Annotated in this window: 21 protein-coding genes and 2 tRNA genes; 6 read left to right on the top strand and 17 right to left on the bottom strand. The window is 60.0% G+C overall.

Annotation, left to right across the window (positions count from 1 at the left end):
- Window positions 1–26 precede the first annotated feature (26 nt).
- The 8 genes from BM234_RS09745 to pip all read right to left on the bottom strand — a co-directional run bounded on the left by BM234_RS09745 (window position 27) and on the right by pip (window position 10,425).
- On the bottom strand, window positions 27–932 hold the full coding sequence (locus tag BM234_RS09745) for a LysR family transcriptional regulator (protein ID WP_092063942.1): 906 nt from the start codon (window positions 930–932) through the stop codon (window positions 27–29).
- Between the two features lie 122 nt (window positions 933–1,054).
- Window positions 1,055–3,064 carry an NADPH-dependent 2,4-dienoyl-CoA reductase gene (locus tag BM234_RS09740; protein WP_092063938.1) on the bottom strand — a complete coding sequence of 670 codons (2,010 nt, stop codon included), beginning with the start codon at window positions 3,062–3,064 and terminating at the stop codon, window positions 1,055–1,057.
- 663 nt (window positions 3,065–3,727) lie between these two features.
- A tRNA-Val gene (locus tag BM234_RS09735) sits at window positions 3,728–3,802 on the bottom strand.
- A 97-nt stretch (window positions 3,803–3,899) separates the two neighbouring features.
- Window positions 3,900–5,453 (bottom strand): ABC transporter substrate-binding protein, encoded by a 1,554-nt coding sequence (locus BM234_RS09730; protein WP_092063934.1) that lies wholly within the window; start codon window positions 5,451–5,453, stop codon window positions 3,900–3,902.
- An 83-nt stretch (window positions 5,454–5,536) separates the two neighbouring features.
- Window positions 5,537–7,186 carry an ABC transporter ATP-binding protein gene (locus tag BM234_RS09725; protein ID WP_092063931.1) on the bottom strand — a complete coding sequence of 550 codons (1,650 nt, stop codon included), beginning with the start codon at window positions 7,184–7,186 and terminating at the stop codon, window positions 5,537–5,539.
- Complete coding sequence (locus BM234_RS09720) at window positions 7,183–8,376, bottom strand: ABC transporter permease (RefSeq protein ID WP_092063928.1); 1,194 nt, start codon at window positions 8,374–8,376, stop codon at window positions 7,183–7,185. Before BM234_RS09720 ends, BM234_RS09725 begins: the two co-directional genes overlap by 4 nt.
- On the bottom strand, window positions 8,373–9,371 hold the full coding sequence (locus tag BM234_RS09715; protein ID WP_092063925.1) for an ABC transporter permease: 999 nt from the start codon (window positions 9,369–9,371) through the stop codon (window positions 8,373–8,375). Before BM234_RS09715 ends, BM234_RS09720 begins: the two co-directional genes overlap by 4 nt.
- Before the next feature lie 73 nt (window positions 9,372–9,444).
- A complete protein-coding gene (pip, locus tag BM234_RS09710) occupies window positions 9,445–10,425 on the bottom strand; it encodes a prolyl aminopeptidase (protein ID WP_092063922.1) in 981 nt (326 codons plus the stop codon).
- Between the two features lie 46 nt (window positions 10,426–10,471).
- Here pip and ubiG point away from each other — a divergent pair, with 46 nt between their 5' ends.
- The 5 genes from ubiG to BM234_RS09685 all read left to right on the top strand — a co-directional run bounded on the left by ubiG (window position 10,472) and on the right by BM234_RS09685 (window position 15,673).
- Entirely contained in the window at window positions 10,472–11,221 is a 750-nt protein-coding gene (ubiG, locus tag BM234_RS09705; protein ID WP_092063919.1) for a bifunctional 2-polyprenyl-6-hydroxyphenol methylase/3-demethylubiquinol 3-O-methyltransferase UbiG, read from the top strand.
- Window positions 11,222–11,314: 93 nt separating this feature from the next.
- Window positions 11,315–11,391: transfer RNA gene (locus BM234_RS09700), tRNA-Asp, on the top strand.
- 361 nt (window positions 11,392–11,752) lie between these two features.
- Window positions 11,753–12,022, top strand: a complete 270-nt coding sequence (gene rpsO, locus BM234_RS09695) for a 30S ribosomal protein S15 (protein WP_092063917.1) — start codon at window positions 11,753–11,755, stop codon at window positions 12,020–12,022.
- 243 nt (window positions 12,023–12,265) lie between these two features.
- Window positions 12,266–14,410 (top strand): polyribonucleotide nucleotidyltransferase, encoded by a 2,145-nt coding sequence (gene pnp / locus BM234_RS09690; RefSeq protein WP_092063914.1) that lies wholly within the window; start codon window positions 12,266–12,268, stop codon window positions 14,408–14,410.
- Between the two features lie 153 nt (window positions 14,411–14,563).
- Window positions 14,564–15,673, top strand: coding sequence for a Hint domain-containing protein (locus BM234_RS09685; RefSeq protein WP_092063911.1), 1,110 nt, complete (start codon window positions 14,564–14,566; stop codon window positions 15,671–15,673).
- 6 nt (window positions 15,674–15,679) lie between these two features.
- Here the strand turns inward: BM234_RS09685 and BM234_RS09680 are convergent, their stop codons facing one another.
- From BM234_RS09680 to BM234_RS09655, 6 genes are all read right to left on the bottom strand, one after another.
- Window positions 15,680–15,865, bottom strand: a complete 186-nt coding sequence (locus BM234_RS09680; protein WP_092063908.1) for a DNA gyrase inhibitor YacG — start codon at window positions 15,863–15,865, stop codon at window positions 15,680–15,682.
- Window positions 15,862–16,884 (bottom strand): ribonuclease E/G, encoded by a 1,023-nt coding sequence (locus tag BM234_RS09675; protein WP_092063905.1) that lies wholly within the window; start codon window positions 16,882–16,884, stop codon window positions 15,862–15,864. The genes BM234_RS09680 and BM234_RS09675 overlap by 4 nt, the downstream gene beginning before the upstream one ends.
- Window positions 16,881–17,462, bottom strand: a complete 582-nt coding sequence (locus tag BM234_RS09670; RefSeq protein WP_425439240.1) for a Maf family protein — start codon at window positions 17,460–17,462, stop codon at window positions 16,881–16,883. The genes BM234_RS09675 and BM234_RS09670 overlap by 4 nt, the downstream gene beginning before the upstream one ends.
- A gap of 5 nt (window positions 17,463–17,467) precedes the next feature.
- A complete protein-coding gene (gene infA / locus BM234_RS09665) occupies window positions 17,468–17,686 on the bottom strand; it encodes a translation initiation factor IF-1 (RefSeq protein WP_005978431.1) in 219 nt (72 codons plus the stop codon).
- Between the two features lie 119 nt (window positions 17,687–17,805).
- Complete coding sequence (locus BM234_RS09660) at window positions 17,806–18,690, bottom strand: carbon-nitrogen hydrolase family protein (RefSeq protein ID WP_092063899.1); 885 nt, start codon at window positions 18,688–18,690, stop codon at window positions 17,806–17,808.
- Entirely contained in the window at window positions 18,690–19,289 is a 600-nt protein-coding gene (locus BM234_RS09655; RefSeq protein ID WP_092063895.1) for an invasion associated locus B family protein, read from the bottom strand. Before BM234_RS09655 ends, BM234_RS09660 begins: the two co-directional genes overlap by 1 nt.
- Before the next feature lie 464 nt (window positions 19,290–19,753).
- Between BM234_RS09655 and BM234_RS09650 the strand changes: the two genes are divergently transcribed.
- Entirely contained in the window at window positions 19,754–21,292 is a 1,539-nt protein-coding gene (locus BM234_RS09650) for a helicase HerA-like domain-containing protein (RefSeq protein ID WP_092063892.1), read from the top strand.
- Here BM234_RS09650 and BM234_RS09645 read toward each other — a convergent pair.
- The 3 genes from BM234_RS09645 to BM234_RS09635 are packed head-to-tail and all read right to left on the bottom strand — an operon-like array spanning window position 21,289 to window position 26,505.
- Window positions 21,289–22,281 (bottom strand): C45 family autoproteolytic acyltransferase/hydrolase, encoded by a 993-nt coding sequence (locus BM234_RS09645; protein WP_175501244.1) that lies wholly within the window; start codon window positions 22,279–22,281, stop codon window positions 21,289–21,291. The two genes, BM234_RS09650 and BM234_RS09645, sit on opposite strands and share 4 nt — an antisense overlap.
- A gap of 2 nt (window positions 22,282–22,283) precedes the next feature.
- The gene (locus BM234_RS09640; RefSeq protein ID WP_092063889.1) at window positions 22,284–23,732 is read right to left on the bottom strand and encodes a biotin carboxylase; all 1,449 of its coding nucleotides are present in this window, start codon (window positions 23,730–23,732) and stop codon (window positions 22,284–22,286) included.
- 28 nt (window positions 23,733–23,760) lie between these two features.
- Window positions 23,761–26,505, bottom strand: a complete 2,745-nt coding sequence (locus tag BM234_RS09635; RefSeq protein ID WP_092063886.1) for an aminotransferase class I/II-fold pyridoxal phosphate-dependent enzyme — start codon at window positions 26,503–26,505, stop codon at window positions 23,761–23,763.
- Between the last annotated feature and the right edge of the window lie 15 nt (window positions 26,506–26,520).

Below are 26,520 nucleotides of genomic sequence, written 5' to 3'. Positions count from 1 at the left end.
GGCGCCCGTGATCGGGCGCCGGTCCTTCACCAGATCTCAGGGCCCTTTTGCCCGAATTCCTTCACCAGAAAATCGATGAAGGCACGGACCTTCGGCTGTACGAACTTGCCGGGTGGGTAGACAGCGTAGATGCCGATCGTCTCCACCGGCAAATCGGGCATGGCCTCTTCCACCAGACCTTCGCTGAGCGCCTCGGCGAAAAGGAAGGATGGGAGATAGGCGATCCCGAGTCCTGCCACGGCTGCGTTGAGCAGCGATTGACCGTCATTCACGCTGAGCCAACCGGCGGTGCGAACTTGCCGCTTTTCGCCCGAAGGCGCCGTGAGCTTCCACATGTTGCCGTGTGATTGGCTCGAATAATGCAGCAACTTGTGCGCGTTGAGATCGTCGATCCGTGCTGGCCTCCCGAACCGCGCGAAGTATTCGGGGCTGGCAATCATGCGCCGCGTTGTCTCGGTCAGTTTGCGCGCCCTCAGGGTGCTGTCTTCAAGCTCGCCCATGCGGATGGCGATGTCGAACCCTTCTGAAATCAATTCAACAAAGCGATTGGTCAGTTCCATGTTGACGGTGATTTCAGGATAGCTGTTGAGAAAATGACCAAGGATCGGCGACAGATGATTGACCCCGAAGTCGGTATCCGCGCTGATCCGCAGAATGCCGGTCGGATCGGACTGCATGGAGGTCACAAGGGCATCCGCTTCGCCCGCATCGTTGAGTACACGCCGAGCGCGATCATAATACGCAAGCCCGATCTCTGTCGGGCTCACACGACGGGTCGTCCGATTCAAAAGCCGCGCCCCGAGGCGACTCTCTAGCGAAGAGACATGCTTTGACACGGCGGACTTGGAAATTCCCATCTTCCGCGCCGCATCGGTAAAGCCGCCTTGATCGACGACCGTGGCGAATGCCTCCATTTCCGTCAGGCGATCCATGTCAAATCCTTCATCACTGTGTTTCCAAGATATGAAGGATTTGAACGACAATTTAGGCGAAAAAGGGGCGCGAGCCGGACAATCTCAAGGTATCGCCCGACTGTCGCCAGCGGCGAAACAGATCAAAGACCGGCGGCGAGGCGCGTGCCTTGGTCAATTGCCCGCTTCGCGTCCAGCTCGGCGGCAACATCCGCGCCCCCGATCACATGCGCACGAGGGCCCATTGCCTCGGCCAGGGTCCTTTCGCTTTCCTGCCCGGAGCAGAGCACGACGGTATCACAGGCAACAAGCTGTGGATCGGTTCGGTCGGTCCCGAAACTGATGTGCAGGCCTTCGGCGTCGATCCGTTCGTAATTGACGCCTGACAGCATCTTTACGCCCTTCATGTTCAGCGCGGCTCGGTGAATCCAGCCTGTGGTCTTGCCAAGTCGGCGGCCGGGCTTTTCGGCCTTTCGTTGTAGCAGCGTCACCTGCCGTGTGGACGCGTCCGGGGCCGGGCGCTCTAGCCCGCCCGGCGTCGTCTCCGTATCGCCAACGCCCCATTCGTCGCGCCATGTGGCCAGATCGCAGGTCGGACTTTCGTCCTGAACAAGAAACTCTGAAACATCAAAACCGATCCCCCCCGCGCCGATCACCGCCACCCGGTCACCCACGGGCGCTCCACCCGCGAGGACATCGACATAGGACAGGACATTGGGAAGAGCCTGCCCGGGGATATTCGGATCGCGGGGACGTACGCCCGTGGCCAGAATGACATCGTCGAAATCGGCCAGATCGGCCTCAGACGCTTCGCGGTTCAGATGACACGTCACGCCGCTCTCCTCCAGCATGGTGCCGAACCACTCTACCAGCCCGTTGAATTCCTCTTTGCCCGGAACGCGCCGCGCCATATTGAGTTGGCCCCCAATCGCGCCAGCCCGCTCGAATAGCTCGACGGTATGCCCCCGTTTGGCGGCGGTGATTGCCGCTGAAAGCCCTGCGGGACCGGCCCCGACAACGGCGATCCGCTTCGGGCTGTCCGTAGGTTCGATCTTCAACTCGGTTTCATAGCACGCTTGTGGATTGACGAGGCAGGTGCTGACCTTGCCCTGAAACGTATGGTCGAGACAGGCTTGATTGCACGCGATGCACGGTGCGATTGTCCGCGCGCGGCCCGCCTTTGCCTTGCTGACGAAAGCCGGGTCGGCGAGGAAGGGGCGCGCCATGGAAACCATATCCGCACAACCGCTCTCTAGCACGTCTTCAGCAACCTCGGGCGTGTTGATCCGGTTGGACGTGATGAGTGGAATTCCGACTTTCCCCATGAGCTTTTGCGTCACCCATGTAAATCCGGCCCGAGGCACGGACGTCGCGATGGTGGGAACGCGCGCCTCATGCCAGCCGATACCGGTGTTGATCATGCTCGCCCCGGCGGCTTCGATAGCGCGGGCCAACTGTAATACTTCGTCAAAGGTCGATCCATCGGGGATCAGGTCGATCATGGAGAGCCGGAAGATGACGATGAAATCCGGGCCAACCGCCGCGCGCACCCGGCGCATCACCTCGATCGGCAGACGGATCCGGTTCTCGTAGCTGCCCCCCCAACGGTCGGTCCGCTTGTTGGTGTGGGTCACGATGAACTGGTTGAGGAAATACCCTTCCGAGCCCATGATCTCCACGCCGTCATAGCCGGCTTCGCGGGCGCGGGCGGCGGCGGTTGCGATGTCGGCAATTTGTTTCTCGATGCCGTCTTCGTCCAATTCCTTTGGGGGGAACGGACTGATGGGAGATTTGATGGGGGAGGGCGCGACACAGGCGGGATTATAGGCATAGCGGCCCGCGTGGAGGATCTGCATCGCGATACGCCCGCCGGCATCATGCACCCTATCCGTGACCATGCGGTGATTAGCAATGTCGCCTTGGGAGAAAAGGCCAGCAGCCCCCTGAAACACGCCACCTTCGGCATTTGGAGACATCCCGCCGGTTACGATCAGGGCGACTTCTCCTCGAGCGCGCTCGGCGTAAAACTCAGCGATCCGGTTCCAATCGCCGGTTTCCTCAAGGTTGGTGTGCATGGAGCCCATGAGCACCCGATTGGGCAAGGTCACATGGCCAAGATCGAGCGGCGCAAAAAGACGGGGGTATTGTGTCATGGAAGCTCCTCCTTGCCTCGAAAGGAACGGAAAGCGCGGGGAATGTCACCCCTGGACGCCACGTCGCTCTGAGCGGAGTTCCACGAGGCCCTGCTGCCGAAATAAAAGTTTGCTCGCCCGCGGCCCAGCGACTGAGCATGACAGTAATTCGCTGCGGGCCCCCGGCTCCCCAGAGGCGCGAAGTTGCACGTCGTCCCAAGTCTCTAGGGCATGGATTGGCTCAGGATGTAGATCGGGAAACCGGCGTGCGGCATAGGCTGAAAATTCGGAGCCCAGCCTTGTGACTTCGCTTTGCGTGAGGGGAGAGAGGACATCGCTCACTACGCATCTGCGCCCCGCATGTTCAACGGCAATGAGGGTATTGGGATCTACGCGGTACTCACTCCCTGCGGCACGCACATGTACAAACGCATCATTCGGGATACGCCTCGCCCCCCAAACTCTCGGAGCGCACCATTCGTCAAAGACGGCGATAAAACGCTCGACCCGATCTGGCGGCGAGCTCGCTTACCACGCCCGTCCAAACGCGCCGAGCCCCAAGCCCACGAGAATAACCAACATCATTCTGAGTTTAAAACCGCGCAGCATCCCTGAAAGCTACCCGTGGGATTGATGGCGGCAAAGAAAAAACGCGCCCAAACGAGGACGCGTTTCATGGAATAATGGTGGGTGATAAGAGATTTGAACTCCTGACATCTTCGATGTGAACGAAGCGCTCTACCACTGAGCTAATCACCCGGTAGCGGGGCATTTAGCCCGAGGCGCTTTTCGATTCAACCCCCAATTCCGGCAGGCCACCCCACGCCTCGGAGTGGCCTGCGCAGGTACTTTGGGATCAGGCCATCCACCACCGTTCGGTCATACGGCAATTGTCCATCTGGAAGTAGTTGCCGACGGTTTCAGGTGCCGCCACCTTGTTGTTCAGCGCCTGGACGAAATTGGCGAACATCGGGATGATGACCCCGCCGTCGTCGCGCAGGATCATCTGCATTTCGGTGTACATCTCTCGGCGTTTGACTGTGTCGAGTTCGGCACGTGCCTCAACCAGCAGCGTCTGGAACCGTGCGCTATCCTTGGAATCCCATTGGCTGTCGTTCCACGGCACACCCTCTTCATAAGCGGACGAAAGCATCCAGTCTTCGGTTGCCCGGCCGCCCCAATAGGAAGCGCACCAAGGTTTCTTGATCCAGACATTGGACCAATAGCCATCCGCAGGTTCCTGAACCACGTTGATATTGATGCCGGCGGGACGCGCGGACGCCTGATACAGCTGCGCCGCGTCGACTGCGCCATCAAAGGCGGCGGAGGACGCTGACAGATCGAGATCTATCGAGTCATAGCCAGCTTCCTTGAGATAGAATTTCGCCTTGTCGGGATCATAGCTGAGTTGTTCGAGATCGCCGGCAAAGAACTGATTGGCGGGACCGACGGGCGAGTCGTTGGCGATGCGCCCGTGACCGAGCAGGATCTTGTCGACCATCTCCTGCCGGTTCACTGCATATTTCAGCGCGCGGCGGACATTGACGTCGTCGAAAGGCGCCACGTCTGTCAGCATCGGGAAGGTGTAGTGCTCGTTGCCGGACACTTCCTGAATGCGAAGCATCGGGTTTGCCTTAAGCAGGCCTTCGGTTTTGCGGTCGATCCGGTTGATCGAATCTACCTGCCCGGTCAGAAGGGCGTTGGTCCGTGCCGTATTGTCGTTGATCGCGATGAACTCGACCTCGTCGAACCAGCCAGCCTCGCCATCCTTGTAGTGGCTATCGACACGGGTTCCGAGGAACCGCACCCCGGGCTCAAAACTCGCAACCCTGTAGAGACCAGTGCCGATCCCCTGCTGGAGGGATTCTTCGATTTGGCCTGCCGGATAGATCACGAGGTGATAATCGGCCAGCAGGTAGGGGAAATCCGCGTTTCCGCTGCCAAGTACGAACTGAACCTGATGCTCGCCGAGTTTCTTCATCTCGGTGATACGCGACACGATCGGGCCAGCCGCGGATTTGGAGCCTTCGGCGACGTGCAGTTGCAGCGATTCGATCACGTCGTCCGCGCCAAAGCTCTTGCCGTTGTGAAAGGTCACACCCTGCCGGAGATTGAAGGTCCAGACCTTGGCGTCCGGCGAGGCTTCCCAGTCAGTGGCCAACTCGCCCTTGAGCGCCCCATCAGCGGCAACTTCCGTAAGACAGTCAAAAACCGTGCCGTGGCCTGCCGAAATCATGAAAACGTCGGCGTGTGTTCGCGCGTCCCAGCTGTCGGAACTGTTGGCCCCGTTGAGACCCACGCGAAGACGTCCACCACGTTTGGCCTGAGCGCGCAGGGGCAGTCCGCTTGCGGCCAGAACACCGGCAGCGGCGCCGGTGCGGAGCAGGCTGCGTCTGCTGAGTTTCGTCATGTGTTTCTCTCCCGTTGGTGTCTGCTCGCGGCGGGCAATCCCTCCGCGGATCCTCGGGCGCAAGCATAACCGCCGCGCCGTAGTCAGTCCATCTTCTCCATACCGGCATCGCCGATATCCTCGCGGCCGCGCTCTTCAAGCAGCTTGCTCAACCAGTCCGGATCCATCTCAGGAACGGAGGCAAGCAGCAGGTCCGTGTAGGGATGGTGGGGCGGGCGGAACATCTCGGACTTGGCACCTTGTTCCACCACTCGGCCGTTCTTCATCACCACGACTTCGTCGGCGATGGCACGCACCGTCGCAAGATCGTGGGTGATGAACATATAGCTCAGCGACAACTCATCCTGCAGCCGTGCCAACAAGCGCAGAATTCCCTCTGCCACCAACTGGTCGAGGGCCGAAGTCACCTCATCACAGATGATAAAGCTCGGCTCCGCTGCAAGGGCGCGGGCGATCCCGATGCGTTGCTTCTGTCCGCCCGAAAGCTCTGATGGCAAACGGTCAAAATACTCGGAGGCGGGCATCTCGATCTGGTCGAGCAATTCCTCAACGCGTTTCCGTTTGGCCCGGCCTCGCAGCCCCCCATAAAACTGAATGGGTCGGCCGATGATGTCGCCCACCGTCTTGCGCGGGTTCAGTGCCGTGTCCGCGATCTGATAGATCATCTGAATTTCGCGAAGCTGTGACCGTGTCCGCTTTCGGTAGTTGGGGGGGAGCACCTCTCCCCGGAATTTGATCTCTCCCAAGATCGGCGGGAGCAGCCCGGTGATACAGCGCGCGGCGGTCGACTTGCCCGAACCGCTCTCACCGACAACCGCGACTGTGCGTCCCTCGTGGATGTCGAAGCTGACATCTTCCAGAACCTTGGTCGTCCCGTAACTCGCGGTGATCCCACTCACGGAGATGACCGGGGTATCCTTCTTGAGAATCGCAGGCTTTGCGGGTCGTTCATAGGCGCGCACGGCCCAGAGGCTGCGGGTATAGTCCTCCTTGGGCGTGTCGAGCATGGTGCGAGTGTCGGCCTCTTCAACCTCTTCGCCTCGCAGGAGGACTTTGATGCGATCGGCCATCTGCGCCACGACCGCAAGATCGTGGGTGATATAGATCGCAGCGGTGTTGAACTGCTCGACGATATCGCGAATGGCCGACAGCACCTCGATCTGGGTGGTGACATCGAGTGCCGTGGTGGGTTCGTCGAATATGATGAGGTCGGGCCTGCAAGACATGGCCATCGCCGTCATCGCTCGTTGAAGCTGACCGCCGGAAACCTGATGGGGATATCGGAAGCCGATCTCATCGGGTGTTGGCAGGCGCAGACGTCGGTAGAGTTCGACTGCGTCCAACTCGCTTTCGTCTCGGCGCATCACGTCATGCTGGACGGGGCCTTCGGTATGCTGGTCAATGATCTTGTGCGCGGGATTGAAACTGGCCGCAGCCGATTGCGCGACATAGGCGATCCGCTTGCCCAGCAGGTTGCGCTTGTCGTCCGCGCTCGCGTTCACGAGGTCGATCCCGTCGAAGGTGACGCTTCCGCCTGAGATACGAACGCCATCTCTGGTATAGCCCATCGCGGCTAGACCCAAGGTTGACTTGCCCGCGCCACTTTCGCCGATAAGGCCCAAAACTTCGCCGCGGCGCAGGTCGAGATTGACGCCCTTGATGATTGGCATCCACGTCTCGTCGCTGCGTCCTTCGATGCGCAGGTCGCGAATTGTCAGCAACGCGTCGCTCATTCCTTCAACCCCGATGACGAGTAAAGCATCCAGTCCACAACGAAGTTGACGGCGACCGTCAGCAGAGCAATTGCGCCTGCGGCCAGAAGTGGCGGGGAGGCTGCCTGTGGGGCGAAGGCCGCGTAGTTGATGAACGCAGCAAGGTCGCGGACCATGGTGCCCCAGTCGGCGAGGGGAGGCTGAATGCCGACCCCGAGGAACGACAGCGCGGCGATGGTCAGAAAGACGAAGCAGAACCGCAGGCCGAATTCGGCAAGGAGCGGCGCATAGGCATTCGGCAAAATCTCCTTGAAGATAAGATAGCCGAGACCTTCGCCGCGCAATTTCGCGGCCTCGATATAATCCATCACCACGATATTCTGCCCCACCGCGCGGGACAGACGGTAGACCCGCGTGCTGTCGATCACTGCGATGATGACCACCATGTATAGCGTGAGCAGCCAACGCTCCGATCCCGCCCAGGCACTCGCAATAGCCATGAGTAGCAAGGCGAAGATGAGCGAGGGTATCGCCATCAGCACGTCGACGAAGCGAGACAGAAGTTGGTCGAGCCAGCCTCCGAGGACCGCCGCGAGAAACCCGAGTGTTCCGCCGAGGAGAAACGCGAGGCATGTGGTGACGAATGCAAATCCGACAGTGTTCTGAGCGCCGAAGATGAGACGAGAGAGGATATCGCGCCCGATCTGGTCCGTCCCGAGCGGAAAGTCCGGATTGCCGCCAAGGGCTGGGTCGCCGCCGGGCACGACATTGGCGGTCGCCAGCACCTGATCCTGACCATAGGGCGCGAGCAGGGGGGCAAAAATCGCCACGATAGCATAGAGCAAGATAACCAGAATTCCGAACGCGGCGGTCACGGGCATCGCGCGGAAGACCTTGCGGCTGCCAGCGGTGCCGAGCGTGCGGCCCAATGCCCGGAAGAGCCAACCAGCAAGCGCAAAGAGGACCAGCCCCTCGATCGCTATGCGCAAAAAGAAATACCGCGGCGCAATCTCAGGGGGAGCAAACCGGCTCAGCCAATAGCCCCAAGCGAGAAGGGCTACGAGCGCGACCGCGAGCATATAGCCGAACGCGACCGAGAGGCCCATGTCGCGAAAGTAGGGGGATCCGATGAGGCCACGACCAGCTGCGCGGAGCGCCCACCCGAGGAACAGCAGCCCGAGAAAACCAATGAGAAGGTAGGCGAGGATCATCTTGGGTGCCTCAGCCGTGGGTTCGACAGGATCGACAGGATGTCCGCCGTGAGGTTCAACAGGATGTAGGCCGCGGCGAAGATGAGACAGCAGGCCTGCACCACTGGAATGTCACGGATCTTGACGCTGTCGACGAAAAGCTGGCCGATGCCCGGATAGACAAAGACGACCTCAACCACCACGACACCCGTGATCAGATAGGCAAGGTTGAGGGCGACCACGTTGACGATGGGAGCAAGCGCATTGGGCAGCGCATGCCGCAGGATGACCCGCATGGGAGAAAGGCCCTTGAGGCGTGCCATCTCGATATAGGGGGACGCAAGGAGGTTGATGATCGCCGCACGGGTCATGCGCATCATGTGGGCAGTCACCACGAGCGTGAGCGTCAATGCGGGAAGAAGCGTTTTCTCGAGGCGTTCGGGAAAGCTCATCCCTTCATAGATGTTGGAGAGTGACGGGAGCCACGGGTTCAGCACCGCAAAGACAAGAATGAGGACATAGGCCAGAAAGAACTCCGGGCTGGAGATCGAACTCAGCGTCGCGATGTTCACCACCCGGTCAAAGACTGAATTCCGAAACAGCGCGGCAAGCACGCCCAGCGTGAGCGACAGTGGAACAGCAATGATCGCGGCGACACTGGCGAGGAACATGGTGTTGGCGAAGCGCGGCGCAATTTGCTGGGCCACCGAAGTCAGGCCTGATCCGCTGTCGGATCCGGTAAAGCTGGCGAAATTGGCTTGGGCAAAGGAGCTGCCGAAATCGCCCCTTACTGCGCCGCCGAGCCAATCGAAATATCGGCTCACCGGTGATTGATCGAGCCCCAGATCACGTCGAATGGCGGCAACTGCCTCTGGCGTTGCCCCCTGTCCGAGGATCGATTCGGCAAAATCCCCAGGCAACATGTTCACGGCCGTGAAGATCACGATGGAAACGATGAAGAGGGTGAGAATACCAAGCCCTAGGCGTTGTGCGATGATCTTGGCAACGGTGCCCAATTTGTCTCCCTCGGGGTCTTGGTGGGATCTCCAAGGGTAGCGACTGAGGGCACTATGTAAAGGGTTAATGGAATCAGGCGAGCCGTTCCGGGAGCTGGTCCATGATTCGCACGAGTTCGGCGGTGATGCCCGGCTCCGACAGGGCGTGCCCCGCATTGGCGATCATCCGAAGCTCTGCGTCCGGCCACGCTTGGGCCAACCGCCAAGCGGCTCTCGGCGGACAGATCATGTCAAATCGACCCTGCACGATGGTCCCACCTATGCCGCCGAGCCGGTGAGCGTCCTGAACGATCTGATCGTCTCGCTGCAGAAAGCCCGAATTGTGGAAGTAGTGATTTTCGAGGCGGGCAAAGGCGCGGGCATAGTCGGCCGGTGTCTCTCCCCCCGCGCGCCCATTGTTGGCGACCGACGCAAGCGCGTTTTCCCAAGCGGACCACGCGCGGGCAAAGCGCACCTCGGTCGAGGTGTCGCCGGAGAAAAGTCGCCTGGCATAGGCATCGATGAGATTGCCGCGTTCCTCTACCGGGATCGGTTCGATGAACCGGCTCCAGACCTCTGGCCAGAATTTCGCGACCCCGCCTCCATAGAACCAGTCGAGTTCGGCTTGGGTCATGAGAAAGACACCGCGCAAGACCAGATGGCGCACAGCCGCTGGATGGGTTTCTGCGTAGAGCAGGGCAAGCGTCGCGCCCCAGCTTCCGCCAAACACAACCCAAGCGTCGATCTGCAACGTTTCGCGGATCTTCTCTATGTCTGCGACGAGGTGCCAAGTGGTGTTGTTTTCGACCGAAGCATGGGGCCGGGATCGGCCACACCCGCGCTGATCAAAAAGGATTACGCGATAGATGGACGGGTCGAAATAACGCCGCATCGCTGGGCTGCACCCACCACCGGGGCCGCCGTGCAAGATGACGACGGGGAGTCCGTCAGGCCGCCCGCATTGCTCCACATAGAGATGGTGCCCGTCGCCTACCTCCAGCATCCGTTGATCGAAAGGATCGGCGGGTGGGTAAAGGTAGCTGGCCGCGCGCTTATGACCTGCGTTTCTATCCATGACTGTCCTATATAGAGTGCTGACACTTGAACACATGGAGAGCGGAATGCAAGCGAGCGAGACCACCGTTGATGCAGGCGAAGTCGCGAAATTCGAAGCAATGGCGGCGGAATGGTGGGACACCGAGGGCAAGTTCAAGCCGCTCCACATGCTCAACCCCTGCCGTCTGGAATATATCTGCGCACAGATCGCGGCGGAGTTTGGTCGCACTCGCGACGGCAAATCGCCGTTTGCCGGGCTGCGCATCCTCGATATCGGATGCGGCGGGGGCCTCCTGGCGGAACCGATGGCCCGGTTGGGGGCCGAGGTCGTGGGGGCGGACGCGGCGGCCGGGAATATACCCGTGGCAGAGGTCCATGCAGAGCAATCCGGGCTGGAGATCGATTACCGGCACACCACGGCCGAGGCGCTTGCCGCCGAAGGGGAGCAATTCGATGTGGTCCTCAATATGGAAGTGGTCGAACATGTCGCCGATCCCGCAGCTTACCTCGCGGCTTGCGCCGCGTTGCTGAAGCCCGGCGGGCTGATGATCTGTTCCACGCTGAATCGAAATCCCAAAAGTTTTGCCATGGCGATCGTGGGGGCGGAATACGTCATGCGTTGGCTGCCCAAAGGCACACATGACTGGTCCAAGTTCATCACGCCGGATGAGCTCTTTGATCTGATCCGCGGGGCGGGGCTTGAACCGGTTGACCGCAAGGGGTTCGTCTTCAATCCCGTGCTGTGGAAGTGGAAACTCTCGGAGCGGGATCTTTCCGTGAACTACGTCACAGCCAGCACCAAACCGGCCGAATAGCGGCGCGGTATCGAGGCTCCGTCGGGGAAAGTAAAAAACTTCGAATTGGCGATTGACGGGGCTTCGCGGTTGGCCTATTGCACGCCCCACAACGCGGTTGTAGCTCAGATGGTTAGAGTACCGGCCTGTCACGCCGGGGGTCGCGGGTTCGAGCCCCGTCAACCGCGCCACTTCTCCTTTAAGCCCTAGGTGGGCCCCGATCACTCGGGGGAGAAGGGTGCCTTCGGGCATCTTTGTCTAGCTGCGATCTCCCTCCACTCTCCGTACTGACATCGGTTCGAGTTGACCAATAGGCCGCTCTTTGTCGCGCCTGTCCCGGCATGGCCTGTCTCCCTTTGAGGTACGAAGGCCGTGGCATCGCGCGCAGTCGTGTTTGCCGCGAACGAAGGGGCGGGCCAATCGCCCCTTTCCAAATGCGCCGTTCTCCTCTATATGGCGCCGATCCGGACCCAGAGGGGGCCGGCCTCCATGGACCCTGCTGGACGACATCCCGGCTTGAGCCCGCACATCATACCTTAGAAGGAGACCCCGATGTCGATTACGGTAGAAGAAAAAGCCCGCGTCATGAAAGAGTTTGCGACCAAGGAAGGCGACACCGGTTCGCCCGAAGTTCAGGTCGCGATCCTCACTTCGCGCATCACCACCCTGACCGAGCACTTCAAAGTGCACAAGAAGGACAACCATGGCCGCCGCGGCCTGCTGAAGCTCGTGGCTCAGCGCCGGAAGCTGCTGGATTACCTCAAGGCACGTGAAGAGGGCCGTTATCAGGATCTCATCCAACGCCTCGGCATCCGCCGCTAAGGCCCGCCAGACGACGATTCGCGCCCGTTCAGTTTCGCTGAGCGGGCTTTTTTCATTCACGCCTTCTACCCGGGAATTGGGTTTCAATTTTACACCCAAGCGGCTAGAGGGAGGCATCCGGCGTGCGGTGGTCTGGCCATCTACCGTGCGAAATGAGGATGCAGGACGACCGGCCGGAGGGAATACGCTCTCCAAGCAAACGGCCCAAGGGGATACGCCCCGAGGGCCACGATAGGATACGAGATGTTTAACGTTACGACGAAAACACTGCAGTGGGGTGAAGAGACGCTCACCCTCGAAACGGGCAAGGTTGCCCGTCAGGCCGATGGCTCCGTCATCGCGACCTTGGGCGAAACTTCGGTCATGGCCAACGTGACCTTCGCCAAATCACCCAAGCCGGGGCAGGACTTCTTTCCGCTGACCGTGCATTACCAAGAGAAATACTATGCCGCCGGCAAGATCCCGGGCGGCTTTTTCAAGCGCGAAGCGCGGCCTACCGAAAAGGAAACGCTGACAGCGCGCCTTATCGACCGTCCGATCCGCCCGCTTTTCGTCGACGGCTTCAAGCACGAAGTCCTCGTGATGTGCACCGTGCTGAGCCACGATCTCGAGAATGACCCTGATGTGGTCGCGATGATCGCCGCCTCCGCCGCGCTCACCATTTCCGGCGTCCCCTTCATGGGGCCGATCGCAGGCTGCCGCGTTGGCTATACGGGCGGTGAATACGTGCTGAACCCGAAGGTCGATGATATGCAGGGGCTTCGCGAGAACCCTGACCAGCGTCTCGATCTCATCGTCGCCGGCACCAAAGACGCGGTCATGATGGTCGAGTCCGAGGCCTATGAGCTCACCGAAGAGGAAATGTTGGGCGCGGTGACATTCGCGCATGAACAGATCCAGCCTGTCGTCGACCTGATCATCGATCTCGCCGAGGATGCCGCAAAAGAACCGTTCGACTATCAGCCCCCGGATTACTCCGCGCTGTATGATGCGGTAAAGGCAGCCGGCGAAGAGCAGATGCGTGCGGCATTTGCGATCACCGACAAGCAGGAGCGCACCACAGCCGTGGCCGCGGCCCGTGAGACGATCAAAGCCGCCCTGACCGAAGAGCAGCTGGCCGACTCCAACCTCGGCTCTGCCATGAAGAAGCTCGAAGCGTCGATCCTGCGCGGCGACGTCGTGCGCGGTGGCAAGCGGATCGATGGACGCGGCACGACGGACGTACGTCCCATCGTGTGCCAGACGGGCCTGCTGCCTCGGACCCACGGTTCGGCGCTCTTCACCCGCGGTGAGACGCAAGGTCTTGTGGTCACCACTTTGGGCACGGGCGACGATGAACAGTTCATCGACGCGCTGCATGGCAACTTCCGTTCCAACTTCCTGCTGCACTATAACTTCCCGCCCTATTCGGTCGGTGAGGTGGGCCGCGTGAGCGGGCCGGGCCGTCGTGAGATTGGCCACGGCAAACTCGCATGGCGCGCGCTTCAGGCGGTCCTGCCTGCTGCCACGGATTTCCCCTATACGCTGCGTCTCGTTTCCGAGATCACGGAATCCAACGGGTCTTCCTCCATGGCCTCTGTTTGTGGCGGCTCCCTTTCGATGATGGACGCCGGCGTGCCGCTCAAGGCTGCGGTTGCGGGCGTTGCGATGGGCTTGATCCTCGAAGACGACGGCGAATATGCCATCCTGACCGATATTCTTGGCGACGAGGATCACCTCGGCGACATGGACTTCAAGGTTGCGGGTACCGAGAACGGGATCACCTCGCTCCAGATGGATATCAAGGTTGCCGGCATCACGCCGGACATCATGAAGAAGGCTCTGGCACAGGCGAAAGACGGCCGGATGCACATCCTGGGCGAGATGAACAAGGCGCTCTCCGGGGCGGCTGACTTCTCCGTTCATGCGCCACGCATCGAAACCATGCAGATCCCGACCGACAAGATCCGTGAAGTGATCGGTTCGGGCGGCAAGGTCATCCGTGAGATCGTTGAGGTTTCCGGCGCCAAGGTCGACATCAACGATGATGGTGTGATCAAGATCGCTTCGCCGAACAACGAAGCGATCGAAAAGGCCTATGAGATGATCCATTCGATCGTCGCAGAGCCCGAAGAAGGCAAGGTTTACAACGGCAAGGTCGTGAAGATCGTCGATTTCGGCGCCTTCGTGAACTTTTTCGGCAAGCGTGATGGCCTCGTGCACGTCTCGCAGATCGAAAACCGCCGCTTGAACCACCCCTCTGATGTTCTCAAGGAAGGTCAGGACGTGAAGGTCAAGCTGCTGGGCTTCGACGATCGTGGCAAGGTACGCTTGTCCATGAAGGTCGTAGATCAGGAAACGGGTGAAGAAGTCGCGCCCGAGAAAAGCAAGGAAGGCGCAGACGAGTAATCGTCTGGCACTTTCCACGCATTGAAGAATGCCCCGAGTTTAGGCTCGGGGCATTTTTTGTTGTGTTCGAGAAAGACCCATGGGGCCATGGATACGGGCGATTAACGTAGGCCCGGTATGTGAGGGCAAAGCCGCGCCCGGAGTCCCCGCCGAATGCCATTGACATGGAACGCCATATACCTCGGACAATACACGACCGATATCGATCTCAACGAGAACGATGACGAGTACGCCGACAATGCGTCCGTCCTTGTCGGTCAGAGCTATGGCAGCGTGGACAAACCGCTTTCTAGAAACATCGTTGAAGTCACTTCTGTGAACAAGAACGGCCAATCCTACATGCTGGACGCGGACAATGACCGCCACGATGACCAGCTGCAATTCGACTTGGGTGACGGTCGTGGTACCCAGACGAATATCTTCGACGCAGCCTCGATCTATAACGCCACTCTGACCTACGAGGATGGGACTGTCGCGTCGATAACCGCGGTTATCATGCAGGACGCGGAGGGAAACCTGTTCCTCGCTCCCGAGTTCGAGGAGAATGATGATATGGCGGCGATGGAGGCAAAGGCCATCAGGTCGCTGTCGCTCGATTCATTGTACAGCCAAACGGGCGAGGTCATGACCGTGCGGACCACAACGAATTTTGTATGCTTTGCCACCGGAACGCGCATCGCAACGCGAGAGGGGGATCGCGCGGTGGAAACGCTCACGCCCGGCGATATGCTGATGACAGCAGACCACGGAGCGCAGCCCCTTCTTTGGCGCGGTGAGCGGCACCTTGATTTCAAGGCTGGAGCATCCCCGAGCGAGCGCCCTGTCGAGATCAAGGCAGGCGCTCTTGGTGACGGTATTCCAGCGCGCAGGCTCGTCGTTTCTCCCCAGCATAGGCTTATTTTGCAGGACAAGCGCCGTGAGATGCTTGCCCCTGCCATCGCCTTTGCTCGTGCCAGAGGCATACGGCGCATGGAGGGGCGGCAAACGGTCCGCTACCACGCACTCCTGCTTGCACGCCATGAGATCCTTTATGCCGAGGGCGCGCGCACCGAGAGTTTCTATCCTGGTCCGTGGGGGATTGACCGTCTGGCACCCATTCAGCGCTTGGAAGTTATTTCAGCGCGGCCCAGCCTGCTCTCCGCCGCCGCCGGGGCCTATGGACCTCATGCGAGGGAGGTCATAAGTCGGCGGAACGCCGAAGCAATCATCCGCGCCGGTGATTGGCAGAAGCAGGCCCGCCCGAAGATGTCACTGTCTCACTGAAGCGCGCTAATGGCGCGGCTGGTTGAGCTGAGCTTCGACTTCGTCGATCGCCCGCTCGACATCCTCGGGATCTTGGGACGGGACAGAGTAAGCGCCGCTCACCCATTTACCCAGATCGACGTCCGCGCAGCGCCTTGAACAGAAAGGGCGGTATTCAGAAGCGGCGGGTCGGGAGCAGATCGGGCATTTCATCCCAAGATATCCTCAAGGGGTGTGCGTTCGCGTTTGCGCTGCAACTCATAGTGGCCGAGCGGGGTCCAACCCACGAGTGTGGTATCAACCGGATCGCTTCGGAACGCTGCGCGCAACGTCGTTTCAAATTGCCGGCGGTCCTTTTTCCCCATGGGGGCGAGGTCCAGCACGATCTGGCCGCCGAGGCCCCGAAGACGCAGTTGCTGAGGCAATATACGCGCCGCCGTCAGATTGGCCTTGAGCCCCGCGGCATGCGAGGAATCCGTGCCGGTGTTTATATCGACCGCGACGAGCGCGCGTGTAGGCTCAATATAAAGCGTACCGCCCCCAAGCGGGCAATCAGCGCGCCTGAGCGTATCGAGCGCATCCAGAATACCGAGATGTTCAAAGCACCCCGCGGCGGTTTCGATCTGCGCAGGTTCGCTCCATTCCCGCCATGCGAGGCCATGCGGGCCATCGCCGTCGATCAGCTTTTCGGCGTCAGTCCCGTCCGCATCAGAAAGCACCTGTTCGGCAAGGGCACACATCGCGGCAATGTCTTCGGCGATCTCGTCGGCGCCCGCCTCGGCGCAGGAAGAGCGTAGGATCAGACCGAAGGGAGATCCCTCCATCGTCTCATGTGCAATCTCCAGAAGCGCGTCCCGGCGGTCATCGTCCTTGATAGAGCGGCTGATGTTCAAACCGGGTGCTTCAGGCGTGACAATTGCATAGCGGCTCTTGAAGAGCAGTTTGTTCGTGACCGGAATCGCCTTGCCCGACTCTGCATGGCCCGTCACTTGAACCAGAAGCGGATCACCGGGAGCCAATCCCTTGACCTGACGCAAAAACGCGTTGCCGTCTGGGGTCTTGAGGAACATGCCGCCTTGGCCCTTGACCGGCCTGTCGGCGATAGCGCGGTAAATGGTTCCAGCCGCCGGGGTGTCGCTTTCGATCAGCAGGTCGTGCAATTGTCCATCCACCATGAGAGCGGCGGCTTCGCGGTTCCCAAGGTGGTCTAGCGCGATGAGGCGGCCTTTCATGAGGGCTCTCCGTATAAGGGGTATCCAGCCGCAATCAACAAGTTCGCGGTTTCCGCAAGCGGAAGGCCAACGACGCTCGTGAAAGAGCCGTTGATCCAAGGGATGAAGGCACCTGCGGCGCCTTGAATGCCATAAGCTCCGGCCTTTCCACGCCAATCGCCGCTGGCGATGTAGCTGTCGATTTCAGCTGCTGAGAGGCGCTTCATGCGAACCGCCGTTTCAACATCGCGGGCCCATTTATTCTCGCCGCGCTTGATGGCGACTGAGGTGATGACCCGGTGGCGGCGGCCTGAAAGCAGGTTCAGAAAACCGCGTGCTTCGGCCTCGTTCTCCGCCTTGCCGAGGATGCGCCGCCCGACGGCAACGGTCGTATCGGCGCAAAGGACGATATCATCCTCTGCGGCCGCTACCGCCGTCACTTTTTCACGGGCGATACGGGCGCAATAGGCCCGGGGGACCTCGCCCTTCAGCGGTGTCTCGTCGATGTCCGGAGCGCGAATTTCGTCAGGCTCCACGCCGATTTGCTTGAGCAACTCCCGCCGGCGCGGGCTACCCGAGCCGAGGATAAGCCGTACCAAGTGGATTACTTGAAACGATAGTTGATCCGGCCCTTGGTCAGATCATAGGGGGTCATCTCGACTTGTACTTTGTCGCCAGCCAGAACACGGATGCGGTTCTTGCGCATCTTGCCCGCCGTATGCGCGATAATCTCATGGCCGTTCTCAAGTTCGACCCGAAATGTCGCATTCGGCAGGAGTTCCTTCACGACACCGGGGAATTCGAGCGTATCTTCCTTGGCCATGTGGTCTCCTTGAATTACCGCCCGCGAGGTCGCGGGCGCGCTATAAATGCGCCTCACCTGCCGTATTTTCAAGGGCAAATTTGGGCGCGAGAGGGGGGTTTGCACGAATTGCGTAACGTTTAGCGCAGTTGGACCGCCTGTGGAGCTTGCGCCCGTGCAGGCTGCTCGTCCCAATGGTGCCGGTTCAATACCACGCCATCGTGTCTGACGCGACTGATCTGCGCGGGGTCTACGTCGGCAAAGGTCCAGCCCGGCGTGCCGATGACGCCTTGGGCGATGATGCCATCCGATGGGAACCCGGTATCGGGCGGCCCAAAGACGCCGCCGCGGCCGGTATTTTCGTCGACCGCATAGGACCAGCGCGCGTCGCCTACTGTCGAGGACATGATACTCACACACTGGTTTTCCAGCGCTCTGGCCCGCGCGCCGATGCGCACACGGCTGTAGCCGGCGAGCGCTTCGGTGCAGGACGGTACGAGCAGGATATCCGCATCCGCCAGCGCACGTCCCAACAGGGGGAATTCGCTGTCGTAGCAGATCAGTATCCCAATCCGTCCAAGTGACGTCTCGAAAAGATGCAGCGGGCCACCACCAACCACGTTCCATTCGTCCCGTTCGAAGCGGGTCATGATCTGCTTGTCCTGATGCCCCATGTCGCCGCCGGGGGCAAAAAGACGCGCGCGGTTCACCGGGCGCGTCCCTATCTCAGGATCAAAGACCGGCGCGGAACCGGCCAGAATGTGGACCTTGAACTGGCTTGCGAGGTCGGAATGCAAAGTGTTCGCATCAGCGATACGATCAGACACCGCCACGAGAGATCGCTCAAGATCACCCGCAACATCCGCACCCGCAAGCGTGGCCAGTTCCATGGCCCCGTATTCAGGGAAAACAAGAAGTTCGGCGCCGCCCTCCGCCGCTCTCTTCACCCAATCGGTCAGCTTGGCGGCATAGTCGGACCACCCTGCGAGGAAATCGAGCGGATAGGCGGCGGCGGCGACCTTCATCAGTCGATCCGTGCCCGGCTAACCTTGTCGTACCCAGCCGTGAAGCCGGAAAGCGAAATATCGAGCGCGACCTGCTGATCGGGCGCGGAGAATGGAACGATCGTCAAGGTTGCCTTGTTGCCGGCCTTGTAGATCGCAATGTCTTCGGGCGTGAGGCCAATCCGGGCATAGCACCCGATCTGGTTACAGAACGAGAAGGGATAGGTCTTGGTCTGATTGCCATCTACCGCGATGCGCGCGTTGGCTGTCAGAAGGGTCTCAAGCGGTACGACAACGGTTGCACCTGCGACGGCGCGGTTATTGCCTTCGAGCCGGAACAAGCTGATCTCCGCCACGGAGTTGCCCTGTTCATCCCTCAGGAGCTGATAGAGTTGGCAGGGATCTTCGCCTCCGGCTTCAGCGCGGACACAGCGCAGATCCCAATCGCCAAACTCCTCTTTGACGTACGGCTCGTTGCTTGCGGCTTCTGCCTGCTCACCCATGGAAAGCTCGGTGGCTGGAGCGTCGCCTGCGGGCGCTTCTTCGGCGTCTTGGGCGAAGGCGGTCCCGCTCGCGGCCAAGAAGGCCAGGGAGGCAAGCAGACGAATGGAAGTGCTCATGGTAACCTCGTATCTCAGGTGGGTTCGGGCGATCGCATATCACGGCGCGAAAGGGATGTCAGTGGCTGCCGAAAGGGAAAAGCCCTACTTTTGAGCGATGGAGTCGACCCGATTCAGCGCGGTGCGACCTTCGGTTCTTCCCAAAGAAAAAGAGGTTCGAATAACGAACCCCTTTCCTGTCTTCTTTTCCCTGTCGGACTGGCCGACTTAGTCATTGAGGGAACGCTACGGCCAAAGTTTCGATCCGTCAACTGCCAATATTCAGTACATTTTTTGTTCCGTACTGACAGAACCCGAGGGGCCATGGTCCCAATGAAAAAAGGCCGCGCTCTTGTGCGCGGCCCAGTCTGACAGGGAGGAAGTTCATCCGGGCACAGAGGACATGAGGCCCGGACAAAACCTGTCTAGCGCAGGTAGGTTAACAATGTATTGTCTGGGTCTGATGCGGACTGAGGAGAGAAGTGATGAGCGATGGTGTTTTTCTGGGCGGCGGCGGCGAGGACTATGGAGAGCCGCAGCATCTCGCGTTGAATTACGCCAACCGTCACGGGCTCATCGCGGGCGCGACGGGGACCGGCAAGACGGTGACGCTCCAAATCCTCGCCGAAGGGTTCTCGGCAGCTGGGGTGCCGGTTTTTCTGTCGGACGTAAAAGGGGATCTATCGGGGCTGGCGGCGGCGGGGTCCGAAGATTTCAAGCTGCACGAAGCCTTCGTGTCGAGAGCGGCCACCATCGGGCTTGAACTGCAGTATGATGCTTTCCCGGTTACCTTCTGGGATCTCTTCGGCAAACAGGGCCATCCGGTACGCACGACGATTGCCGAAATGGGTCCGCTGCTCCTCTCGCGCCTACTCGACCTCTCTGATGCCCAAGAGGGTATCCTCAATATTGCCTTCCGTCTCTCTGACGAAGAAGGTCTGCCGCTTCTGGATCTGAAAGACTTGCGTTCCCTGCTTGTCTGGATCGGCGAGAACCGGGGGGAATTGTCGCTCCGCTACGGAAATGTCTCGACCTCATCCATCGGGGCGATTCAACGGCGGTTGCTGGTGCTAGAGAATCAGGGGGGCGCGGGGTTCTTTGGAGAGCCTGCGCTCGCGCTCAGTGATATCATGGCCACCGACGATGCGGGGCGGGGGCGGATCAACATTCTCGCCGCCGATCAACTCATGGGCTCCCCCCGGCTCTACGCGACCTTTCTGCTTTGGCTCTTGTCGGAACTCTTCGAAGAATTGCCGGAGGTCGGTGACCCAGACAAGCCGAAGTTGGTCTTTTTCTTTGATGAGGCACACCTGCTTTTTGACGACGCCCCTAAGGCGCTTGTCGACAAGGTTGAACAGGTGGCGCGCCTGATCCGTTCCAAGGGGGTCGGTGTCTACTTCGTCACGCAAAATCCCGGCGACGTCCCTGAAGACATTCTAGGGCAACTCGGTAATCGCATTCAGCATGCCCTCCGCGCGTTTACTGCGAGGGATCGCAGAGAGCTTCGGATGGCTGCCGAGACCTACCGGGAAAACCCACGGTTCGACACGGAGGCGGCGATCCGCGAGGTTGGCGTCGGCGAAGCGGTCACCTCCATGCTTCAGAAGAAAGGTGTTCCGGGCATTGTGGAGCGTACCCTCATACGGCCTCCGTCCTCCAAGCTCGGACCACTGGATGAGACGGCGCGGCGCCATGTGATCGACGCCTCCCCTGTCGCAGGGAAGTACGAGGCGGAACTGGATTCGCATTCCGCGCATGAAATGCTTGCCGAACGCGCGGCCATTGCCGCGAAAGCCGCCGAAGAGGCGGAGGCGCGCGAGGAAGACGCCGAAGCCGCGGCCCGAGACTATAGCGCAGGTCGCCGCTATAGCGGCCCGCGGGTCTCCCGCTCCAGTTCGCGCAGCAAGCGCCAGCCCGCCGGCATCGGCGAGGCACTCGGCAAGGCTGTTTTGAGGGAGCTTTCTGGAACCACGGGCCGTCGGCTTGTCCGCGGTATCCTTGGAGGGCTGTTCAAGGGGCGCTAGCCTATGGGCGTTGCGATATCGCCGGGGAGAACAAGCTCGCGTGTGTCCTCCTCGAAATTCTCAAAGCTCTTGGTCCAGCGACTGTCGGGCCAGAAGAGTTCCAGTTGCCCCTGCGCGGGTCGATAGGCGGCTGTGTAGAGGGTGCCGAAACCTGCATCGAAGGCCGTTGAGTAGAGCGGCGGACGCAGAAAGGCACGAATGAACTTTTCCTGCGTTTCTGGATGCAAGGTCAGCCGTTGCAACAGGTAGCGCTCTCGCTCCACCGTGGCAGTGAAGCGTGCATGGCTTGACCATTCCACCCGTTCCTGATGGTTCGTGGCCACGGCCGCGTGGGTCAGGATGGCGGGCCGATCTGGGGCGAGATAGGCGGTCACGAAGTTGCGCGCGGCGTCGATGACGGTCACGTTATAGCTCATGTGACACGGGATGCGGGCCAGCGTCTCGGCGGCCTCGGCGGTTGTCGCGCAGGTCTGCAGGACATAGCGCAGAATGAGCGGAACGCCGAAGCCCCGCCCATATTGCGGGCGCCCCCCAAAGGTAAGCGAGACGGCGAGTCCCTCGTCATTCATCCCGTCTACAAGACCGAATAGCCCGTCGCTTGTCCCGATGACACCGCGCCCCTGCCACCGGGTCCGCAGAACCACGGCGTCGAAGGCGGAAGGGGCATAATCGTAATTTCTCACCAGCATAGGCTCATCGCCCGGCCAGATCGCCTGACTGCATCCCGCGAGATAGCGTGGAGGGCCGAAAAACGACAGGAACCGGGCCTGCATGTCGCCGCCGCCCGCCAGTTCGCAAAGTTCCTCGTAAAGAGGAAGGAGCTCCGGCATATGGGTTTTGATCGCGCGATTGCATTCCAGATAGGTGGGCCGACCAGTCAACCCTTCGCGGGACCACCAGCGCGCATAAGCGGGCCAGTAAGCCGCGAATAGCCCGGCCCATTTCGGGCCGGGCTTATCTTCTGAAAGCGCGCGGAAAGTCAGAGGCATTGCTACATGATCTTGAACGCCGGCTCCTGAAGTGCCGTGGCGGAGGGCAATGGACGCGCGGAAAAGGCATTCTTGATCCCGTGGATCCAGCGCTTGGATTCTTCGGTGAGCTGGAACGCGTTCGTCATGGACCGACCGCGCTTGACGAGGATGCCAAGGTCAGCCCCCTCATAGCGATAATCCCCGACATTGGAAATCCGCAGGAAGAAGGCTTCGTTTTCTCCCACGGCGCGGCGGTGATAATCGAAGCGGTCGAACACGACGCGGCCATCCTCCCGCATCTTGTAGATGCCCGATTGCGGCGCGTCCGTGACGATATCAACGGAGTCGTCCGTATGCTTGATGACCATCTGTGACCAACTGTCGATCATGTCCGGATCGGACCAGCGATCGTTGAGTTCGCCCACATCGAGCGTGAAGGGCTTCTTTGAGAATTCCAGCAAGTGGAACAGAAAGAGCGGGGCATCGGCATGGGCGAATGCCGCGTGGTTGGTCATGGACGACGCGCCGGTGATACGCGGGTTCAACTCCCCAAGCCAGATTTCTCCGCTCTTCTTTTCAATAAGGAAATCAAGCTCGAAGTAGCCGCGATAGCCTTCCTTGCGAAGCTGCTCCCCGAATTTGAAGGTAAGCTCGCGGGCCTTCTGGCGCGCCTTGGGCGGGAAGGCCGTCGAAAAAATTTCGTTGCCGCACCACCCGCCACGATAGGGCGTCAATTCGTTGAACCCGACCAGTTCCGTCATCAACGGACCCACAATCGTCCCTTCCGACGTCGCACAGGCCTCGATCGCAGAGCCGCGGCAGTCGATCCGCTTCATGATCTTGATTTCGCCCTCTCCGACGATTTCATGCTCATGTTTGCGGAAATCGGCCTCAGACTTGATGAAGAAGGTCGTATGGCCGCTATCACCGAATGCGGATTGCAGCACCAGATCGTTTCCAAGGTTGGCCTTGTCGCAGATCTCTTTCAGATGCTCATAGTCCTCCACCACCGACAACGTGTTGGGCACCGAGGGCACGCCCGCCTTGTTGCCGATGCGGACCGTCTCGATCTTGTTGTCCATGTTGGTCCGCAGCTTTGCCTTCGGGAACCAGACGGTACCGCCCAGTTCCTTGGCAAGGGCTTCGGTCTTTTCGTCGAACATCAGAAAGACGAACTTGGGTTTGCCGCCGCGCCGCTTGACCAGATCGACCACTTCCTTGTGCTGCAGCAGATAGTTGTTGATGTCCTCGATGGACTGGAACTCATCATGGGGAATTTCGGACGGAACAAAGACGTTCGGATGCCGCCCGTCGAAGCAATCCATGTAGCAGATGTAGGTGAAGTTCTTCACCCATTCATCGAGACCGAGCAGATTGAAGTTGGTGGCCGAGACGAAGTAGATCGGATCAGAGTTGGTATGGAAGTACCGACGGATTTCCGAAATGTTCTTCAAGGTCTTCTTGGGCATGATATATGTCCTCTTTCTGGTCTCGAAATCAGGTCTTGAGCAGGGAATTCAGTGCTTCCGGGGTGAAGACCCGAAGCCCTAGGTCGGGGCGGTAGCCGTGGATTTCACTGACGTCGAGCGCGCGCATGAACGACAGGATTTCCGGGCTGATCACCTGACCGGGAACGAGGATGGGGAAGCCGGGCGGGTAGGGAATGATGAACGAGGCCGAAACCAGTTCCTCCCCGCTCGTCAGCAGATCCATCAATCGGTCATCGAGGGCGTGATAGTCACAGTTCTCTTCGTCATAGGCGAGGAAGAACGCGGTTCGGATATCCCCCTCGGGTGAGTCAGGTCCGCTGCGGAATGCATCGTGAAAGCGCGAGAAGTCGGGCAGGGGGGGGACGTGCTCCACCAGTGCCTTGACCCTGTTCTCAAATGAGCGCCGCTCCATCTTGGAGGCGTCGTCCAAGAGATCGTCGAGGTCGTTGGCGATCTCCACCAGAACTTCGATGAGATAGGCAACCGAACTGCGCGTCGTGCCGATGTTGGTCATGAAGAGCACGGTGTTGCGCGAGGTCTTGTTGATCTGGATGCCGTATTTATCCATCAGGATCTGGGTCTTGAAGGTATCGCCGTCCCAACCTGTCCCACCGACCGCGAGGGTGACCCGGGTCGGGTCGAGGACGAATTCATCGCGGGTCCAGATATCCCAGATGTCGGACCATCCCTCCTCAGCATTGAAATAGCTTTTGACACCGCTCTCGCGGAATTCTTCGGGGATCATGTCCCCGGCGGTCAGCACTTTGAAATACTTTTGCAGCGTGGGATGGCTGGCCACGGCTCGGCGGATCGCCATGGCACTTTCGATCTGGTGCTGAACGAATTCGAACCCCTCAAGCTCCACCTGCCGTCGTCCCACGTCAAGCGAGGCGATGATCTGATAGTTCGGAGAGGTCGAGGTATGCGTCATGTAGGCCTCGTGGAACGATTGCTCCACTTCGCCTTTGAAATCCTGATCGTTGACGTGGATCATCGATCCTTGCCGCAGCGATGTCAGTGTCTTGTGGGTCGATTGCGTGGCATAGGCCCGGACGCGCGCATCCGGCGGGGGCAGGAGGCGAGTGTTGAGCAACGTTTCATCGTCCGCGCCCTCCAGTTCCGTCTGCTGCGCTTGCCAAGCGGCGGCGGCTTCCGGCGTGCGTAGCGCTACGCGTAGGTGGTTGGCGACGCCCATCGCCGTTCGCTGACGGTAGGTCGGCGTGAACCGGGCAAAAGCGAACCACGCTTCGTCCCACAGAAAGATCAGATCCTTCTTGATGGCGAGACATTCTTCCATGACACGCTGCACGTTATAGACCAGCCCGTCAAAGGTGCAGTTGGTCAGCAGCACCATGCGAACCCTGTCGAGTTTGCCTTGGGCCTTCAGCTTCAGAAGCGTGTGCTTGATCTCCCGCAGGGGAACGGCACCGTACATCGAGTATTCGTGCAGGGGATAGCTGTCCATATAGACGACATTCGCGCCCGACAGCACCATCCCGTAGTGGTGCGACTTGTGGCAATCTCGGTCGACCAGAACAATATCACCCGGTCGGATCAGGGATTGAACGACGATCTTGTTACAGGTCGATGTGCCGTTGGTGGCGAAGAAGGTCTGTTTGGAGCCAAAAGCGCGGCTGGCGTATTCCTGTGCTTCCTTGATGGGGCCCCTTGGCTCCAGCAAACTGTCCAGGCCGCCGCTGGTTGCGGAGGTTTCCGCGAGAAAGATGTTGGGACCATAGAATGCGCCCATATCCTGAATCCAGTGAGAGCGCGAAATCGACTTGCCACGGCTGATGGGCATCGCGTGGAAGACGCCGGTAGGTTGCTTGGAGTATTCCTTGAGCGCAGTGAAGAAGGGGGTTTTGTACCGTCGGTTCACGCCGCGCAGGATGTTGAGGTGCAACTCGAGGAAATCTTCCTGATTGTAAAACACCCGGCGGCAACGGCCGAGATCGAGCCCGGCAATGTCTTCGGCGGAACGATCCGTAATCAGGTATGCGTCGAGTTCTGGCCGGACCTTGGCGATAAGGCGGCATGCCTCGGGGCCATAGTCACTGGGTTGAAGCCCGTCCACGTCCTCTCCGTCGCCAACCCGGCTCAGGTATTGCTTGAGGAGGGCAAGGTCGTTGCGCGACTTGAGCGATAGCCCCGGCCTGACGACAACAGCCTGTACGTTGTGATTGAAAAGAATGCCCATGAGAGCGTCTTCGAGGCTCGGAACGATCACCGGCTCATAGATAAAAGGATCTTCTGGGCGGCGCATACGGATGAGATTGTTCCGCAGGAAGCGTTCCTGGTGTTCGTTGACATTGTCGACGATCAGCACTTCGAAGTATGGGCGGCCGAGGGCTCGTGCCTCTAGCGGCAGTGCGCTTTCGTCCTCGAAATCCTCTTCGTGATCTTCACCGCCAATCGGGATGGTACGCCGGCGATAGGCCCCGGAGGTCAGCGCACGCGCGACGCGCCGAATGGCCTGAGAAAGTTCATCGATGTTGCGCTGTTCGAGCATACGGCGAAGATGCTCAAAGGCATGGGCTCCGGGGAAAGCCCAGTAAAGCTCGATCGGCTCCAGGGCAGCAAAGAGAGCTTCGGCCGTTGCTAGAAGTTTTTTCCCCTGCCGCCCCTCTATTCCATGAACATGCAGCGATTCCGCCGTTTCCCGCAGGGTGCTCCACCGGTCCGCTCTGAGCTGTGTGGCACTGTAGTAATCCCCGATGGAAAGCAGCTTTCCATCTCCTGCCTGCGCATTCATGTATGTCGCCTCCCT

It is taken from the genome of Poseidonocella pacifica (genome assembly GCF_900111875.1).
Classification (GTDB): domain Bacteria; phylum Pseudomonadota; class Alphaproteobacteria; order Rhodobacterales; family Rhodobacteraceae; genus Poseidonocella; species Poseidonocella pacifica.
This window is presented reverse-complemented; position numbering and strand designations above follow the sequence as displayed.

Coding starts and splice junctions, on each gene's coding strand:
- BM234_RS09745 (WP_092063942.1), bottom strand. CDS start 932: ATGGATCGCCTGACGGAAATGGAGGCATTCGCCACGGTCGTCGATCAA.
- BM234_RS09740 (WP_092063938.1), bottom strand. CDS start 3,064: ATGACACAATACCCCCGTCTTTTTGCGCCGCTCGATCTTGGCCATGTG.
- BM234_RS09730 (WP_092063934.1), bottom strand. CDS start 5,453: ATGACGAAACTCAGCAGACGCAGCCTGCTCCGCACCGGCGCCGCTGCC.
- BM234_RS09725 (WP_092063931.1), bottom strand. CDS start 7,186: ATGAGCGACGCGTTGCTGACAATTCGCGACCTGCGCATCGAAGGACGC.
- BM234_RS09720 (WP_092063928.1), bottom strand. CDS start 8,376: ATGATCCTCGCCTACCTTCTCATTGGTTTTCTCGGGCTGCTGTTCCTC.
- pip (WP_092063922.1), bottom strand. CDS start 10,425: ATGGATAGAAACGCAGGTCATAAGCGCGCGGCCAGCTACCTTTACCCA.
- ubiG (WP_092063919.1), top strand. CDS start 10,472: ATGCAAGCGAGCGAGACCACCGTTGATGCAGGCGAAGTCGCGAAATTC.
- rpsO (WP_092063917.1), top strand. CDS start 11,753: ATGTCGATTACGGTAGAAGAAAAAGCCCGCGTCATGAAAGAGTTTGCG.
- pnp (WP_092063914.1), top strand. CDS start 12,266: ATGTTTAACGTTACGACGAAAACACTGCAGTGGGGTGAAGAGACGCTC.
- BM234_RS09685 (WP_092063911.1), top strand. CDS start 14,564: ATGCCATTGACATGGAACGCCATATACCTCGGACAATACACGACCGAT.
- BM234_RS09680 (WP_092063908.1), bottom strand. CDS start 15,865: ATGAAATGCCCGATCTGCTCCCGACCCGCCGCTTCTGAATACCGCCCT.
- BM234_RS09675 (WP_092063905.1), bottom strand. CDS start 16,884: ATGAAAGGCCGCCTCATCGCGCTAGACCACCTTGGGAACCGCGAAGCC.
- infA (WP_005978431.1), bottom strand. CDS start 17,686: ATGGCCAAGGAAGATACGCTCGAATTCCCCGGTGTCGTGAAGGAACTC.
- BM234_RS09660 (WP_092063899.1), bottom strand. CDS start 18,690: ATGAAGGTCGCCGCCGCCGCCTATCCGCTCGATTTCCTCGCAGGGTGG.
- BM234_RS09655 (WP_092063895.1), bottom strand. CDS start 19,289: ATGAGCACTTCCATTCGTCTGCTTGCCTCCCTGGCCTTCTTGGCCGCG.
- BM234_RS09650 (WP_092063892.1), top strand. CDS start 19,754: ATGAGCGATGGTGTTTTTCTGGGCGGCGGCGGCGAGGACTATGGAGAG.
- BM234_RS09645 (WP_175501244.1), bottom strand. CDS start 22,281: ATGCCTCTGACTTTCCGCGCGCTTTCAGAAGATAAGCCCGGCCCGAAA.
- BM234_RS09640 (WP_092063889.1), bottom strand. CDS start 23,732: ATGCCCAAGAAGACCTTGAAGAACATTTCGGAAATCCGTCGGTACTTC.
- BM234_RS09635 (WP_092063886.1), bottom strand. CDS start 26,505: ATGAATGCGCAGGCAGGAGATGGAAAGCTGCTTTCCATCGGGGATTAC.